Annotated in this window: 17 protein-coding genes and 2 pseudogenes; 6 read left to right on the forward strand and 13 right to left on the reverse strand. The window is 42.4% G+C overall.

Features of this window, described 5'->3' with window-relative positions; genetic code table 11:
• Window positions 1–218: 218 nt before the first annotated feature.
• Entirely contained in the window at window positions 219–1,064 is an 846-nt protein-coding gene (locus JJQ94_RS01245) for an EamA family transporter (protein ID WP_099028568.1), read from the forward strand.
• 11 nt (window positions 1,065–1,075) lie between these two features.
• Here the strand turns inward: JJQ94_RS01245 and JJQ94_RS01250 are convergent, their stop codons facing one another.
• On the reverse strand, window positions 1,076–1,438 hold the full coding sequence (locus JJQ94_RS01250) for a DUF6176 family protein (protein WP_099028567.1): 363 nt from the start codon (window positions 1,436–1,438) through the stop codon (window positions 1,076–1,078).
• A 258-nt stretch (window positions 1,439–1,696) separates the two neighbouring features.
• On the opposite strand from JJQ94_RS01250, the gene JJQ94_RS01255 reads away from it, so the two are divergent.
• Window positions 1,697–2,641, forward strand: a complete 945-nt coding sequence (locus JJQ94_RS01255; protein WP_099028566.1) for a bile acid:sodium symporter family protein — start codon at window positions 1,697–1,699, stop codon at window positions 2,639–2,641.
• 9 nt (window positions 2,642–2,650) lie between these two features.
• Here the strand turns inward: JJQ94_RS01255 and JJQ94_RS01260 are convergent, their stop codons facing one another.
• From JJQ94_RS01260 to JJQ94_RS01285, 6 genes are read right to left on the reverse strand one after another with little or no spacing between them, the layout of a single operon-like run.
• Entirely contained in the window at window positions 2,651–3,094 is a 444-nt protein-coding gene (locus JJQ94_RS01260; protein WP_099028565.1) for a GNAT family N-acetyltransferase, read from the reverse strand.
• A complete protein-coding gene (locus tag JJQ94_RS01265) occupies window positions 3,091–4,122 on the reverse strand; it encodes a S66 family peptidase (protein WP_236596465.1) in 1,032 nt (343 codons plus the stop codon). The genes JJQ94_RS01260 and JJQ94_RS01265 overlap by 4 nt, the downstream gene beginning before the upstream one ends.
• A 20-nt stretch (window positions 4,123–4,142) precedes the next feature.
• Window positions 4,143–5,513 carry a TrkH family potassium uptake protein gene (locus JJQ94_RS01270; RefSeq protein WP_172439876.1) on the reverse strand — a complete coding sequence of 457 codons (1,371 nt, stop codon included), beginning with the start codon at window positions 5,511–5,513 and terminating at the stop codon, window positions 4,143–4,145.
• A complete protein-coding gene (locus JJQ94_RS01275; RefSeq protein WP_039494977.1) occupies window positions 5,513–6,169 on the reverse strand; it encodes a potassium channel family protein in 657 nt (218 codons plus the stop codon). The genes JJQ94_RS01270 and JJQ94_RS01275 overlap by 1 nt, the downstream gene beginning before the upstream one ends.
• Before the next feature lie 20 nt (window positions 6,170–6,189).
• A complete protein-coding gene (locus tag JJQ94_RS01280) occupies window positions 6,190–6,891 on the reverse strand; it encodes a response regulator (protein ID WP_099028563.1) in 702 nt (233 codons plus the stop codon).
• Window positions 6,891–7,925, reverse strand: a complete 1,035-nt coding sequence (locus JJQ94_RS01285) for a sensor histidine kinase (RefSeq protein ID WP_099028562.1) — start codon at window positions 7,923–7,925, stop codon at window positions 6,891–6,893. The genes JJQ94_RS01280 and JJQ94_RS01285 overlap by 1 nt, the downstream gene beginning before the upstream one ends.
• 122 nt (window positions 7,926–8,047) lie before the next feature.
• On the opposite strand from JJQ94_RS01285, the pseudogene JJQ94_RS24055 reads away from it, so the two are divergent.
• Window positions 8,048–8,143: pseudogene (locus JJQ94_RS24055) on the forward strand (transposase); the annotation flags it as partial.
• 488 nt (window positions 8,144–8,631) lie between these two features.
• On the opposite strand, the gene JJQ94_RS01290 reads toward JJQ94_RS24055, so the two are convergent.
• Window positions 8,632–8,847 (reverse strand): hypothetical protein, encoded by a 216-nt coding sequence (locus JJQ94_RS01290; RefSeq protein ID WP_099028561.1) that lies wholly within the window; start codon window positions 8,845–8,847, stop codon window positions 8,632–8,634.
• A gap of 136 nt (window positions 8,848–8,983) precedes the next feature.
• Between JJQ94_RS01290 and JJQ94_RS01295 the strand changes: the two are divergent.
• Window positions 8,984–9,553 (forward strand): annotated as a pseudogene (locus JJQ94_RS01295) (transposase); the annotation flags it as partial.
• A 706-nt stretch (window positions 9,554–10,259) separates the two neighbouring features.
• Here JJQ94_RS01295 and JJQ94_RS01300 read toward each other — a convergent pair.
• Entirely contained in the window at window positions 10,260–10,589 is a 330-nt protein-coding gene (locus JJQ94_RS01300) for a helix-turn-helix transcriptional regulator (RefSeq protein ID WP_099028560.1), read from the reverse strand.
• Window positions 10,590–10,930: 341 nt separating this feature from the next.
• Between JJQ94_RS01300 and JJQ94_RS01305 the strand changes: the two genes are divergently transcribed.
• Window positions 10,931–11,902: an integron integrase gene (locus JJQ94_RS01305; RefSeq protein ID WP_099028559.1), complete on the forward strand. Its 972-nt coding sequence runs from the start codon at window positions 10,931–10,933 to the stop codon at window positions 11,900–11,902.
• A 204-nt stretch (window positions 11,903–12,106) separates the two neighbouring features.
• Here JJQ94_RS01305 and JJQ94_RS01310 read toward each other — a convergent pair whose 3' ends face one another.
• Window positions 12,107–12,805 carry a hypothetical protein gene (locus JJQ94_RS01310; RefSeq protein ID WP_099028558.1) on the reverse strand — a complete coding sequence of 233 codons (699 nt, stop codon included), beginning with the start codon at window positions 12,803–12,805 and terminating at the stop codon, window positions 12,107–12,109.
• A gap of 331 nt (window positions 12,806–13,136) precedes the next feature.
• Here JJQ94_RS01310 and JJQ94_RS01315 point away from each other — a divergent pair, with 331 nt between their 5' ends.
• Window positions 13,137–13,745 (forward strand): hypothetical protein, encoded by a 609-nt coding sequence (locus JJQ94_RS01315; RefSeq protein WP_099028557.1) that lies wholly within the window; start codon window positions 13,137–13,139, stop codon window positions 13,743–13,745.
• Between the two features lie 102 nt (window positions 13,746–13,847).
• Here JJQ94_RS01315 and JJQ94_RS01320 read toward each other — a convergent pair whose 3' ends face one another.
• From JJQ94_RS01320 to JJQ94_RS01330, 3 genes are all read right to left on the reverse strand, one after another.
• Window positions 13,848–14,468: a LysE family translocator gene (locus JJQ94_RS01320; RefSeq protein ID WP_099028556.1), complete on the reverse strand. Its 621-nt coding sequence runs from the start codon at window positions 14,466–14,468 to the stop codon at window positions 13,848–13,850.
• A gap of 104 nt (window positions 14,469–14,572) precedes the next feature.
• Window positions 14,573–16,186, reverse strand: a complete 1,614-nt coding sequence (locus JJQ94_RS01325) for a PepSY-associated TM helix domain-containing protein (RefSeq protein ID WP_099028555.1) — start codon at window positions 16,184–16,186, stop codon at window positions 14,573–14,575.
• On the reverse strand, window positions 16,183–16,503 hold the full coding sequence (locus JJQ94_RS01330) for a hypothetical protein (protein ID WP_099028554.1): 321 nt from the start codon (window positions 16,501–16,503) through the stop codon (window positions 16,183–16,185). The genes JJQ94_RS01325 and JJQ94_RS01330 overlap by 4 nt, the downstream gene beginning before the upstream one ends.
• Between the last annotated feature and the right edge of the window lie 86 nt (window positions 16,504–16,589).

Raw genomic sequence — 16,589 nt, forward strand, 5'->3', positions numbered from 1 at the left:
GAAATAATAGACTAAATAAAAAAAGGCCGCAGCGGCGGCCAAACACATCATGGGTAAAACAATGAAGGGATGTAAGTGTGAATACACGAGTCATTCTATGTGAATAATCATAAATTAAAATCACATTATAAAGATTGTTATCATCGCTTTTTTCGAATGGTCTATTTCTGCTACGCTCGTGATACAATCGCGAGATTAAAAACTACAACAAATTGTCTATGCCATTACTTTGGATTGTTACTTTACTTTGGGCGTTCTCGTTTTCTTTGATTGGTGTCTATTTGGCAGGCCAAGTCGATGCTTGGTTTAGCGCTTTATCTAGAACCTTGCTAGCAGCAATTGTGTTTATTCCATTTTTGAAGTTGAACTCGGTGAATAAGGAGTTGATAATCAAGTTGATGGCAATCGGTGCAGTGCAGATTGGTCTGATGTATGGCTTTTACTATCATTCTTTTTTATACCTAAGCGTACCTGAAGTGTTGCTATTCACTGTGATGACACCCATCTATATTACTGCACTCAATGACTTACTAAACCGCTCGTTCAATGCCACCTTCTTGCTGTCTGCGCTCATAGCTATCATTGGTGCAATCACCATTAGATTTACTGAGCTTACTAGCGACTACCTTTTTGGCTTACTACTAGTACAAGGCGCAAACCTTTGCTTTGCGATAGGCCAAGTAAGTTACAAACGCTTAAGTAACCATTACCAGCTGGTACACCATCAAAGTTTCGGTTTTTTCTTTATTGGTGCGTCCCTAGTGCTCGCCATTGGATTTATGTTATTCGGCAATCCCCAACAACTCCCAAGCACTAATCTACAATGGGGAATACTGATTTATTTAGGCTTGATTGCTTCAGGCGTAGGATATTACGTCTGGAACTTAGGACTGACCCGTGTCTCGGTGGGTGAACTCGCGGTAATGAACAATGTGCTGATCCCAGCTGGGATCATTGTCAATTTGCTGATTTGGAACCGAGAAGCTGACCTCGTTCGCCTTGGTATTGGCAGTGTCATTATTTTTGCGGCGTTGCTCTATAGTAAAAGCGGTGCAAAAGTATAACCCTTTTTTACTTATTTACCGGGTTCGACAGAGTCAAACTCCATTTGTGAATTGAAACACGCCAACGCTTCGATATCTTGATATGGCTCTGTTGACCAACATGCTTTCCTAAAGCGCTCATACACTTCACGAAAAGGTGTACAAATTAGCTCAGATTCATCCATCATAATACAGCTAAAGTCTTCAGACTTTATTACAATATAGAGATACTCTCTTCCGCCTTCTTCAGCAAAAAATACGGAATCCCAAAAGTAGCCTTTCTGTCGCATCTCTTCTCTCGGAAACGCGATATTATCCTGCATATAAGCTAGTAATTCATCCACTTGAGGGCGAGTATTCAAGTTTAATTTTATTTTTAGCAGTTTTGTTTCCATAGAATAAGATTAACTCCTCCAACCATTAACAATTTTGGTATTGAGCAAACTTTCCTTCATTTTTTATTCCTATTTTCTACTTATCATTTTCGTAGTTACGACTATACCTAATTCCCTCAAACGGGCCCAATTATAAAATTAGTAAAATGTAACGAGCTGTGTTACCTAAGATAATCATTAACGCCCATGAGCCAGATCTCCGGAGTTAGGTGTTTGACGAAAATTTCGTTAATATCTAGAGAAAAATAAAGTAAAAATATGATGACAAAAATCGTACAACTATTCCCTCTTTGGGCCATTATTTGCTCAGTAACCGCCTATCTTTTTCCGACTCTATTTAGCGCGTTTAAAGGCAGTATTATTCCGTTATTAATGTTGATCATGCTGACAATGGGTTTAACCCTCACTACAAAAGACTTTTTACGCGTGCTCGACAACAAAAAAGCCATTTGCGTTAGCGTGCTGCTTCAATTTACTGTGATGCCGAGTGTTGCTTACTTGATTGCAACCACCATGAGCTTAGAAACTGACCTATTAATCGGTATGATTTTAGTGGGTACGGTTGCTGGCGGCACGGCAAGTAACGTTTTGTGTTATCTCGCCAAAGGAGATGTCGCGTTATCGATTTCTATGACCGCGATTAGTACTTTACTCGGCGTGTTCTTAACGCCACTACTAACCACATTGATGATAGGCCAGGTGGTTGATATTCAGTTTTCTGATATGTTGATCAGCCTGCTAAAAATTGTGCTATTTCCTGTGGCTGTGGGCGTTGCTTTCAATACCTTGCTTGCCAAGCCACTGGCGCATTCTGTTATCAAAACAACTCCGATACTGCCTTTACTTTCAATGCTTTCAATCGTTTTTATCATTGCGGTGATCGTTGCTCTTAATCAACCAAAACTTCAAAGCATCGGGCTCGTTATGCTGGTTGCCGTGATCCTGCATAATACTACAGGGCTACTTTTGGGCTATTTCATTCCAAAACGGCTCGGTTTTGACGAGAAGGTATGTCGCACCATGGCCTTTGAGGTGGGTATGCAAAACTCGGGGCTTGCTGTTGCGCTTGCCATGAAGTTCTTTACTCCTGCAGCGGCCGTAGCAGGTACCCTATTTTCTATTTGGCATAATGTCAGTGGCTCAATATTAGCAGGAATATGGAGACGAAGCGCCACCAGCTCATCTGATAACAATAAAGCCTAATATCAAAGGTTAGGCTTTTTGTAATTGCTTATAAAAGTGAATTTTGCAATCCAATGAGCCGTTGATTTGTTCACATTTTACAATCTGGTAATCGCGGCTTATTAACATCAATAGCATGTTTTTGAATAGGTTTCTCGACTTTACTCTAATGGCACTATAGCCTTGCGCTTTGCACCAAGTTTCTTGCATCACCAACAACTGCTTGGCAATACCTTTGCCGCGATATTCGGGGATGACCGCGCCTAACCAGCTATAAAACTCGTTGTTTAGTAGTTCGTGGCCCAGCTTATATCCAACAGGCTTGCCTTGCGCGTACGCCACCAGCAATAAATGTTGTTTATCTCGCAGCTTGTCTACGACTTCCTCACCCTTTCTTGGTGTGGCAAATTCAGGAATTTGGTTTTCTATCGCAAGGAGGTCATCTATCGAGCCGACTTTATATTCTAGATTCATATTAATGTCTGTGTAATTGAAAAGGTATCGCCGTATGTCACTTCGGCATATGCGCCGTTAATAAGCGTTAAATTCGGCGCTTGATGGCCTATATCCACATCGTACAGCACAGGGAAATCACAACCAGTAAAGACTTTTTGCAATGCATCTAGGTGCGTCCAGTCGCTATCTTTTGCCAGAGGCTCTGGATTTCGACCAATCAAAACTCCAGCGACTTTCGAGAACCAACCTCGTAATTTAATACTTTGCAGCGCACGATAGTATGCCGCTGGCGGCATTTCGCCATTTTCAAAATATAAGATAATTGACTCATCAGGGTGCGCCTGTGAAAAAGCGTCCAGATCAAAATATTCCGTACCAGCCAATAGCATGTGAATATCCAAACAGCCGCCTAATAATCGACCAGCAAACTGCTGCCGATGATTGCCATTAGCCAAAATACGCCATTGAGTCCTCGCGGACAAGTTAAATCCAGCATCGGGAAAATCAACAAAATTGAGTGGCTCAGCTTCAAAATGTGTCGAGGGAAATTGCGTAAAAGAGTCATTAGGCGCACACCTCAAATGGTCAAAAAGTCCAACCGTTAATGCGTCTTGTTGATGGGCATTTAATTGCATAAGGTTAGTCGCATGCACGCTTGCCCAGCCTAGTTTGCAAGTCACTGCGCTCAGCAAAGTGCTGACATCAGAGAAACCGATGAGCCATTTTGGCTGAGCATGCGCCAACTTTTCCCAATTAAGTAAAGTCAGTAAATCCATTGCGATTGCACCGCCCCATGGCGGCATAATCGCGTCTATTGTGTCATCGAGTAAGTATCCCATAAGCTCATTAGCACGGGTTTTGACATCCGCGCTAACGTAGTTGTGGTTATCTCGCAGGCATTCACCAACCACGAGTTCAAAACCTTGTTGCGCGAGATAACCCAAAGCGTTGTCTAATCTCGCGTGCATAGCAGCAGGTACGCCCGCTGAGAATGCCGTGATCGCAATTTTACTGCCCGCTTTCAACGGTTTGGGATACTTCATCATGATTTCCGTTATTTTTTTGCTTATCCTACCTGAATTTCCGCTTTTGCATACTTTAAATTCTCCCGTTTCGGGCGAGCGATCAAGTATAGAAAGGTTAACGGCCCCAAGCGTCCAATCAGCATTAAAAAGATGATTACCGCTTCACCGGGTTCAGACAATGAGCCCGTGATCCCTCGAGACAAGCCAACCGTGCCTAATGCCGACACGGCTTCAAACGTGATATCCGTTAAATTTGCCTGCTCGGTAATCGTTAAAATAAGGGTTGCCAGCATCACGGTAAAAAAGTACACCACGGTGAGACTAAGCGCCTTAAATACCGTTTCAGGCGAGATCTGTCTGTGTCCGATAGCGACTTGATCTCTGCGTCTCAGATAAGCGTAAGTTGCCATTAATAGCACCACCACCGTGGTTATTTTAAGACCACTGGCGGTACTCATAGAGCCGCCCCCTATTATCATTAACCAAATGGTCAGCACGGTACTTTCGTCATTCACCAGCGCAAAGTCGATACTGTTAAAGCCCGCTGTCCGTGGCGTCACCGCTTGCATCCAGGCGGTGATCACTTGCTCAGACAACGGCAGGTTTCCAAGGGTCTCTGGGTTATTTGCTTCAAAAAGCCAAAATAAGCTAAATGCCAGCACATTTAACACCGCTGTTGCTATCAAGACTAACTTAGTGGCAGATCCAAACCGGCTCCAACGGCGTCTTTTCACTACATCCATCAACACCACAAATCCAAGTCCGCCAATCACAAATAACCCTGATATCACAAGATTAACGACCCAATCACCACGAAAACTGGTTAGGCTGTCATCATGCAATGCAAATCCCGCATTGTTAAAAGCCGAAATAGTGTAGAAGAAGCTTTGCATTATCGCATCACCAAGCGGTAGCGTTTGATACCAATGGGCAAGCAAAATGGTAAACCCAATCGATTCGATGATCAGCGCATAAACTAATACGCATTTGGCTGTATCAACCAACTGATCAAATCGAGCAATGCCAAAGCTTTCCTTTGCGATAAGTTGTTTACTAATGTCCATTTGCTGCCCCATCCCCCGCAGCACCACAACCGTAATGGTCATAAACCCCAGTCCACCGATTTGAATAAGACTGGCAATAACGAGATGGCCAAAGGTCGTAAAATCATTTGGCGTACTCAATACGGCAAGTCCTGTCACCGTTACCGCGGAAGTTGCAGTAAATAACGCTTGCATCACGTTGATGTCTTGGGTGTGTGCTATCGGTAGCAACAGCAACATAGTACCTAAAGCTATCAGCCCGCAAAACCCAATAAACAGAACTGCTGGGGGGCTTAACCTCAGCGGCTTTTTGTGGGCTTTGGGCTTGCTATTTGGATAGGGGTAATAGTGGGGACTCCATGTTTTCATTACGCCCCCAATTTTAACGCGATAGAATTTAACGCTTTTAACTGACCGTTGAGGATCACTTTATCATCTTCGTTTATCAAAAATGACTCAGCCGGATTGGTATAACACGCTTTGCCGCGCTGCACTAACACAGCCTTGATTTCGCCCTTTGCACGCTTTAATAGCGTCGCCAAAGACTGTCCGCAGCTTAATTTATTCACGATGACTTCCACCATGTAAAAGCCATGCCCCAACTGCATATATTGATTGACCATGGGGTAGTTTAGTGTTTGTGCAACCTTGATCCCCATTTCTTCCTCAGGGTGGATCACACGTGTTACGCCTAAACGGGATAAAATTGTATGATGCGCTTCTGAGCTGGCCTTAACCCAAATTTGCTCAACGCCTAAGTTCTTTAGCGACAGTACACATAAAATGCTCGCTTCTAGGTTTTCACCAATGGCGACCAGTACCGCTTTGCTTCTCGTAATATCTAGTTGGCGTAATGCCGTTTCATCGGTCGCATCCAAAGAGGTGGCATAATCAATATGCTCAACAACTTGGTTCACCACACGTTCGCGACTATCTACCCCTATCACTTTGTTTCCAAGCCGCTTTAATTCCAAACAAGCCGCAAAACCAAATCGACCTAAACCAATAACTACAAATTGTGCCATAACAACCTCTATATACTCCGTTATGAGAAATGCTTATTGAGCGGTAAAAGTAAAAACCGATAACCAACCCCGGGCTCAGTTTCTATGATTTTTGGTGTAGCAGCATCGTCACTGAGTTTCTTACGTAACTGGCTGATCACAATCCGTAAATAGTGACTATCTTCCACATGGCTTTCGCCCCAAATTTGCTTTAATAAGGTTTGCTGACTGACTAATTCCTGTGCTCTTTGTGCAAGCATACTAAGTAGTGCAAATTCCTTTTTCGATAGTGCTAATGGTGCGTTATCCATAATGACTTGATGCTTTTGTAGATCTATCATTAACTTGCCATAGTCAATGGCGAGCAAGCGTTTGTTCGGTACTAAATCTCTTAATAGCACTTTGACGCGTACCACCAGCTCTTTGATGCTAAAAGGCTTCGTCAGGTAGTCGTTTGCGCCGCCCTCCAGCAGTTTAATCTTCTCAGCTTCTTGATCTCGTGCAGTTAAGATCAATACTGGTAGCTTGCTGGTTTCTCGGATCTTCTTCAAAATGCTATATCCATCAAAATCTGGTAGCCCGAGATCTAAGATTACTAAGTCTGGCAGCTCACCTTTTAGCACCGACATGGCTTCCTTTCCGGTGCTGGCTTCCACATAATTCAGCCCTTCAGCTTTTAATGCTAAGCGGATAAAACGACGGATCTCTTCTTCATCGTCAATCAATAAAATGGTGTGAGTCATCAATGCGCCTCCTCTTTTGGCAAACTAACTTCCATTGTGCAGCCTTGCGTCGTGGGCAAAATGCGAATATCACCGCCGTGCGCACGAATAATACCTCTCGCCACACTCAGCCCTAAGCCACTGCCACCGTCTTTGCTGGCGCTTTGTCGAAACGAGCTAAAGGCTGTAAAGACTTCTTTTTGCCGAGCAACGGGGATCCCAGGACCATTATCCTGAATAAATATCAACAACGCTTGCTGCGTTTCTCCAAAGGAAATCTCAACCCGCTCTCCATCGGGACTAAAGGTGACTGCATTTTCAATTAAGTTAAACAGGGCTTGCTCAATGAGTGCAGCTTGTATCGTGAGAATTGGACTCATATTCTGTGGCATTCTCGAGACGCATGGCGCACCTAGCCGCAAAATGACGTTATCGATCAATACATCAATTGACGTTGGTTGCTTCAACAGCGAAAGCTCATCCCCTTGATGCTGTAACTTGGTGGCTTGCAAGATATTTTCGATATAGCGAAACAAACGGTGGCTTTCTGATCGTGCCGACCCCAACAGCTCATTTTGCTCATCTTGGTCTAACTTATCACGATAGGTTTCTAGCGTTTCGAGCGCTCCCATCACCGCAGCGAGCGGTGTGCGTAAATCATGAGAAACCGACAACAAGATATTAGAGCGCACATTCGCAACTAAAAGCTGCTGCTTTTGCTCTTTGATATAGCTCGATAAATAGCTGGTAGCTAATGCCACCGCGATAAATACCACTAAATTGACCACGTCCTCGGTGTTATTCATATGAAGCGTGTATCTGGGCTCTGTGATGAAGAAGTTGAACACTAGACTGCTAACAATCGCCACCCCCAGTGCCATCCAACGTTTTGCGATGAGAGAAACAACGACAACCCCCAACTGCAATACCAACAATACACTGATCGCCGAATGTAACAGCGAGTCTAAAGCAACGGCAAACGCGCTGGTTAACAGCAAAACCAGAAAACTAACGAGATACTCGTTCTTGGCAATAAATCCATTCTCGGAAAACATAGTGACTCCAACTTGCGCTATGTCTTTATTCTATCCTTGTCGAAATTTCGTTGCCGTATAATTTGCGTAAAATTTACTTAACTTTAGGCTATTTAGCACAAGAGCTTGTTTATCTATCAAGTTTGTTTTTGCATGTTGATGATAAAAAGGCTAAGCGCATATCTGATAAAGCCATTGTGATACGCTGGCACAAGCTTTTTAAAAGCAACTGGGTAACTTAGAAATTCATTGAAGAATGGCCGAGAGCGAGTACTGACCACTTATTGTAAAACACTCAAAAAACGACGGCGCACAAACCTAGCAAATTGTGAACGTTTGCTGGCTGGACCAAATAAAGGCTTTAGCAATAACGCCTCAAGCTGCGCTAACCGTAGCCTCCCTCATGCCGTGCGCGATAAGCTGATTTTGACGTCGAGAAATACGTAAACGCCAATAACTTGAGTAGCGCAAGATTAAGGTTAATCGATGAATGTCTAGTGGCCCTAAACGATAAGTTGTATCGACTGATTTAGGCAGCGATGAAATCGCAATAAGAGATTACGGCGTAACGCCCCTATATGTGTTTGCCGTAAACGATTTAACGGCTAACCGACATAACTAAGCTGAACAGGTTTAAGCGTTGCCAATACAAATTAGCTGCTTAAAAGCAGCTAAAAAGAATCGTTATGCTTACTTGACCGGATAAGGTTCATATGTGTTATGAATTTCACCAGGATAATGAACCGTTGTCTTCGTTTACCTTTTTTAGCAAAGAATCTACTTTGTCACGGTTAGCAATGATGTCCCACTTTACTTTTTCCTTATAATCGCTCCATTTACCTGAATAATCATTTGTATGTTCAGTTAACTGCTTATTAATTCTATCCAACTCTTTTTCAAGAGATACTTTTAATAGAATTTTATCCTGAGAGTCCAATTTCATACTACATTCCTCGTTGTTGGTAACACTGATTCATAATTTAATAGTGCGCAAATCGCGCATTTTTCTACCACGCAATGGCTCACTTTTCTGACTATTACGTTTGTATCAAACTTACTAACCTTTTGCTAGCTATAAAAATATTTGCTGGTTAATGCGGGTACTTAACGAAGATATCGCCCGCCGAGCAAATAAAGAAGATAATTGCACAGGTCGGTTTTGGGAAGGACGATTCAAATCCCAAGCACTACTGGATGAAGCTGCACTGGCTGCCTGCCTCGCTTACGTAGACCTAAACCCCATTAGAGCCAAAATTGCCGCAACGCCTGAAATCTCAGACCACACAAGCATCAAAAAACGCATAGACCATGCAAAGCTGGGAAAACAACCAAAAAGTCTATTACGCTTTGCTGGCAGCCCACGAAAACATATGCCAAAAGGACTGCCTTTCGAGCTCAAATCCTATATTGAGTTGGTTGAACTCACAGGCCAATGTATTCGCGCCGACAAGCGAGGCTATATATTTGAGTCACAACCCATTCTTACTCGATTAAATATTGAACCGGAGAACTGGATAAAACTCACTACGCAGTTTTCTCGGGTATTCCACGGTGCTGTTGGTCGAAAGCGAACAATAACCGCTTACTGTGAAACACTGCAAAAACGACGACGGACAAACCTAACAAACTGCGAACGCTTGCTGGCTTAGCAAAATTCACATTCTCAACGCTAGAATTTCTTACTGCTGTATTTACAGCGCGTTGTCGTGCGCGCTAACTCAGTTTTAGTGTAGAGATACGCTTGAGCGCTAAAAAATAACCTATCGATAAACGTTTTTGGCCAAAGTGACGGCTGTGCTTTCATACTTTTTTTACTTCACCTCCTCAGCTTTGATGTTAATAGTGATGGGTGTCGCATATTTTTCTTTAGCATAGATACAAATAACGGTGGGTGTCATCAATAACTATTTTTACTTCACCTCCTCAGCTTTGATGTTAATAGTGATGGGTGTCGCATATTTTTCTTTAGCATAGATACAAATAACGGTGGGTGTCATCAATAACTATTGAAAATCAGACTTTGAATTTTGGTAGAAAAAACTGAACAACCTAAGATCATATTGCTGATTGAGCCAACCGCCCTAACCTCGTGCTTGCCCGAAAACTGATTGAGGCAATTCTCTGAGTTTCCAGCGCCAAAGAATAGGTGTCCGGAAAACAGCGCCCAATGAAGCCAACTTGCCGACAAACTCAAAACCAACCAGCCGAGGGGACAAAGAAAAACCATAACCCACTGATTTTATTTGATTAAGAATAACGCCCTGTTAACGGGCAAAATAAAGTTGGCTAAAATTGGAACGAAGTGACAAAAGCCAACTGTATTTTGTCCTTGTTTAACAGCTTGTTATACGCACGTTAAATTGACCAGAAATAAGCAATTATGAATGCTATAAAAAAAGACAATATAGTTGCCTTTATATTCATGTGTTCGACTTTATATCTGGCCACACTTAAGAAAGTAGGCCCTATATTAACCTGTATATCTTCATTAACAATAATATCAGTAACTAAGATGTCATATGCTGAACAAATCGACTGGGCCGATTCTTGTGATGCTATTCCTGATTTTTCAATACGTTGAATTGTCCTTAAACTAATTCCTGAAACATCAGCAAGATGAGACTGACTCCATGCTTTGGATTCTCTTAATTTCTTTAATTTCTGTATGTCTAATTGCATTTCCATAATTATTTCCTAAAAGATAAAAACCTTAATCATTATCGTAAGAAAATACCTCTATTGATACGTCATCTATGTGACATTCACCGGCGTTAATGTGACACCAACGCGTCAAGTGCGTATAACAATTTAATAGTGCGCAAATCGCGCATTTTTCTACCACGCAATGGCTTACTTTTCTGACTATTACGTTTGTATCAAACTTACTAACCTTTTGCTAGCTATAAAAATATTTGCTGGTTAATAAACTGATCTAAGGCAAAAAATGCGCAAATTGCTCATTTTCTTGAATATGGGAGAAATTTCACTATAACTGTATATAAAAACAGTACTCAAAGAGAGTCTTTATGAAAACACGTTCGCCATTTTTGAACTCAATTGCTGATTACATGTTAAGCCGCCATTACTCGCTTAGGACCATTGAAACTTATTTAAAATGGATAAGTTCTTATATTCATTTTCATGATAAGCGTCACCCAGCTTCAATGGGAGATAATGAGGTAACAACTTACTTGGATCATATAGTGCTCAAAGGTAATGTAGCGCCTCGAACTCAAGCAACTGCATTAAATGCATTAGTCTTTCTATACAAACACATCATTAAGAATGAGCTTTCTCTAAACTTGAATTTCGTTCGCTCTAAAAAACAACCCAAATTACCCGTGGTGATGACGCCAGATGAAGTAAAACAACTGATGAGTCATCTGTCCAAACGGTATTACCTAATTGCAGGGTTAATGTACGGTAGTGGTTTGCGGGTTATGGAAGCTGTGCAACTTAGGACAAAGGACATTGATTTTGACTATAAATGTATTCAAGTATGGAATGGAAAAGGCAACAAGCATCGAATTGTTACATTGGCTGCTGAGTTGATCCCATTACTTAGGAACCAAATACTTCAGGTGGAAGAGTATCTAAAGTTGGATTTACAGAATGAGCAATATGCAGGTGTTTGGATGCCAAACGCGTTGGCTCGTAAATATCCATCGGCTAACAAGTCACTGGCTTGGCAATATTTATTCCCGTCTTATAAATTAAGCGCCGACCCTGAGACTGGCGAGATCCGGCGCCATCATTTTCATCATACTTGTGTTAGAAAGGCGGTGAAAAATGCGCTTAAGCAGACAAATATTACTAAGCTTGTAACGCCCCACACTTTTCGCCACTCTTTTGCTACACACCTGTTACAAAGTGGGGCAGACATTAGAACAGTACAAGCTCAGTTAGGCCATTCAGACGTTAAAACCACTCAGATTTATACCCATGTTTTACAGCAAGGCGCAAACGGTGTTGTCAGCCCTTTGAGCAAAATTTTCTAGCTTGTTTTGGGGCATAAATGAGTTAGTGGAACGTGCGCTTTGTAGAACAAAAGTAACGTTGACGAGCGTCTTTTGTTCGCTCAAAACGCTTTTCAGGAACAGTCTAATCCCGTTCTTTTTAAACGGTGAGATTCGGGTATGGGCTACTACATTTTATACCTAGTAAAAAGTGCAGATCCCAGCAAACAATAATGATCACGGCAATCAAGTCGCGCCAGTTACTGGCATATCCGAATCAAAGCCAACACTGGTAAATAGGCTATCTAATTCAAGCTCAAAATCTTTGCGATTTACATCCAACGCTTTTAATGTTGTTCCACCAAGTAACGCCTCTTGGCCCTTCTCTAGGCGTGCATGTAAACTTGCAATTACCGCACGAATGCGATCTTTATCTTGCTGTGCCAATGCTTTTTGACTTTCAGTTTCATGGTCAAGCTTTGCTAACATTTCCAGCCGCTCAGAAAGCTCCTTGTACGCTAAAAAATCTAACTCTAAATTTTTAAACAGTAATTGCTGCGCTTGATCTTTACTGCTGATATCAACCTTTACAGGCCTTGTCATCATATCAGCCAGCAACGCTCGGAGCTTTTCGTAAGCGGCTTCATCTTGAGAGGCGATGCTTGTAAAGTCGAATAGTACTTCATGATCCGCAAATTGGAACTGCAGTAACGCTTCACTTTTGTCATGTTGCGACGTTTCGCTAGACGAGCCACTGCTCATGGCATTCATAAAGTTTTGTTTAAAGGTGTGAGCACGCCCCCCACCAGCAGCAAGGTGATTGTCATTTGCTGTAAGCTGATTATGAGCGCTCGGGATCACTAATTTCTCTCGCTCTACAGGTGAAAAGTTCAATGAAGTAGGCTCAATCAGCGATACTTGATGTCCAGTTAAAAACGTTGGCATTGGGCAAGTCTAAAAAACAATTTCGGTGCTAGACCTTTGCAAGCATTATTCCAAATAAATATTTTCAACAATCAGCCGATGAATTGATATCAATAGCCACCGAACATGGAAATATTTCATTTTCTTAAATAACTCGTACAGCTTCATGGGCAATTCATTGCCGCTTAGGTACGTTAGGTTGCCCTATTTGAAGGCTAAATGGCAACAAGTCTACTGCTGAACAAATTGCAAAGCCCGTACTTAAAAAAGAAACGCCGCAGTAGCAACGAAAGCGGAATTTGGTATAAACCTTGCTGTATAAATATCAACCACCCAATGGATGTGCTTAATCATGAAATTGACGAAGGAAGAATTACAATTCATTAACCGAACCCTAGCCGGTAATCGCGTTGCAGACTCGCTATTGCCGGAAGCTAGGGATCAAAAACAGCAAACTCACAGTGAGATTAAAAAGTTACTTGCGAGTATTTCAAATAGTTCTCAGTTTAGTCTCGTTGCCAAAAATGCCAACGAGCAGGTCGAGTTTCCACTTAGCGACCTATCGGCATTGATGGAGATTTTAGACAACAACTTAGAAGCACCTAATATCGTGGAAGCCGCTAACTCTAGTGCACCGCGAAGCTGGCGTACCTGCCCATCAACGCCGGTCAGGTTTAGATTATCCCCTCAAATGATGCCGTTTAATATGGTCTCCATATCCCAATCCGGTGGACTGATTAATACTTTTCCCTATCAAGCAAATGCAATCCAAATTAATCTGATCAGTCGGATAGCTAAATTATATCTTGCCGACCCTATTCCACTGTTTGCAAATGTCCACTCTATAAAAGTAGCAAGCCCGCTGGAGCTCGCCGTATCTTTTGCAATGAATAAAACCGATAACGAAAAACTCAAAGCGTTTATTCTTCATAACTACATACAGCGCAAAGGGTTAGATTAGGGCCTGTTGACCTTTGCTGTTTGACTTTTGTTCCTCTGAGTGGATTTTGGTCGCGGCGCTCTACTTGCCGCCTAGCAATCTAAGCAAAAGTTGAGCAACAAGCTACAAGGATTGGTAAATCACTCGCATGGCGAGCAGTAAAAAGGCACAGCCCAGTATTTTATCAATCACAGCACGCTTAGCCGTTAAATCGAATTTATCTCTTGCTGAAGCACTCAAAATTGAGACAATAAAATACCACAACGCATCTATCGTTAGCACGGTGATACACATGATAAAACCTACCGTTAAAGTCATCTTTTCTGGGTCGATAAACTGCGAAAAGAGTGCGACGAAGAAAATAGCCAATTTCGGATTCAAAAATGCAATTGCGAAACCATCCTGCGCAGCTTTGGCATACGACGTTGCTGCTTGAGACTGTGATACCGCCAACCCTTGGCTCTTACTCATTAAGATTTTTATCCCCATCCATGCCAAGTAGGCAGCACCACCGTAAACCAAAAATTGATATACAAACGGAAATTGATGAATAAGCCCTGACAACCCTAAGATTGCTAGGCTGGCATAAATTCCAACTCCCAAACCATGCGCAAGGCTTGCGACAATACCGTGTTTGGCACTATGAAATAGGCTATAACGCAAGACAACCGCTAAACTTGGGCCTGGCGACATCGCACCAAAAGCACAAATAGCAGCAAGACTTAACCAGGCTGTAAGCTCCATAATTTTTCCGTAGAGAATTGCAAAATGAGTAGGATATCAGATTTGAAAAAATAGATGACACTTTGTAAGTAAAAAGGAGCTACTCGCCCCTTTCTACGTGTTTTTTATACAGACTGCGTTTGTAATTCACATTCTGTTTGATGCTGACCAATAAACCAAATGCTATTGGCTTCGCCATAGTAAGCTCTATGCTTTGTCTTATCTGCCATTCGCCAAAAAATAACACCTAGGATCATAGCGGTTAACTCCAAACCAACAGAAGACCAAGCTGTCGCTGGCCAAATACCTAGACTTGGGATTGTAAACGCAATGATTGAAGTCAGTGGCAACGAGAAGCACAAAATGGCAATCGCTCTTTGTGACCAAATTGCCGTTTTACTCATACCGATAACGAACGCTGCAATCAAGGTAAAACCAAAACACAGATAATAGACCCACATATACACAACATTGATGTTCATTGTGGTCAAGGCGGCCCATTTTGTTACAGCAAACGCGGCAGCTACACCCAATAATGAGCCCATTGCCACGCCAATAGTCAATTTACCCATCACTCGGCTTGATTTTGACTGCTCCGGCTGCTTCTGCTTACGGCGCTTCTCAAGCCACAATAAGTTACCTGTATAAAACAGCACTGCTCCTAAAATCCCCATAATAAAATAAGCCCAGCGTCCAAATTCACCACCGTAACTCCCAAAGTGAAGACCGAATAACGTGGTAACCACCGCCCCCCAGATACCTTGCTCGCCGTTCATGACACTGCTTGTAGAAATCTCAAACGTATAAGGATTCATAAACAAAAAGTCAGTTTTAGGTCCGCGCATTAAGTGCTCATCACTTACGAGTTGTATAGAAGCCGAAGGTCCTTTGCTATTTAAGCGACTGAGGGTAATTTCTTTAATTTGATGTTCAGGTGCATAAGCATGTGCCTTTTCCATGATTTCTTCAATGCTGGGTAAGTTCTCAACTTTAAACTCAACCGCTGACGGCGCTTCACGCCCAAATAGTGGCTTATCACCGTAAAGTTTGCCTAGACCATCGTATAAGAAATCATGAAATGCGAATACGATCACCGTAATCGCGATAATAATATGAAACGGTAGGCTGGTGATCCCAATTAAGTTATGTGTGTCTAACCAAAAACGGCTTGCCCCTTTTTTGTCTCTTAACGCAAAGAAGCTTTTCACTAGGGTTGGCAATAAGAAGATCACCCCTGATACCAATGCTACGAAATACAAGATTGCAGCTATTCCAAGTACATAAACTCCGGCTTGGTCGTGACCGATTTCACCTACAATACCTGCACTGCGGTGAAGGTAATCAACCAATGACGACAGCTCATTGATATAGCTGGTATGGGCTTCAAGCTCACCGGACTCATTCAATGTGCCATGCCATAGCTGCTTATCTAAGCTTAACCCTCTCGCATTACCTTGTTGATACCACGTAATGGGAGATTGTCCTTCGTCAAAACTGACTTTAATCGCGTTTTGTGACTCTGGATATTGCACAAAAGCACGTCGGAGCAATTCATCGTACTGCGTGGTTTCTACTTGCGACAGTTGGTGAGATGGGGGAGTCGCCCATTTATCGATACTACTTGTAAACATCGTAATAGCACCGGCAAAAAATCCGATAAACAGCAGCAATCCTGTGGTGATCCCCGTCCAAGTATGAACGCTCTGGTAAATCCTTAAAATATCAGCACGGATCTTCATGCCATCCCTCTTACAAAATACAATAATACATACACAACGACATTCGCCCCACCCAACCAAAGTACTGCTTGCTTATAATTTTTGAACATAAATACAAAACTTAAAATTAACAGCCAAATCGGTGAAACCATCCACATATTGAACTGGGTGCGCCAACTGTGCTTCTCGATACTTATAGTTTGGGTTAGGCCGTCACTACCAAGCCAAGCGAAAAGTCCAACTAGGCCAAAACTCAACGCTAGACCTAAAATAATGCCTGCCAGCGTTTTACCTAACCAATCGGGTTGAACCTTTTCGGCTTGTGACAACCGGCTCATTGTGATTTCCTAAAAAGTATTAAAATAGTGAAAGGAATAAGCGCGGTAAGCACCATGACACCGATAAGCCAACTAAATAAGACCGC

Origin of the sequence: Pseudoalteromonas sp. GCY (assembly GCF_016695175.1) — a bacterium.
In the GTDB taxonomy this organism is placed as follows: Bacteria; Pseudomonadota; Gammaproteobacteria; order Enterobacterales; family Alteromonadaceae; genus Pseudoalteromonas.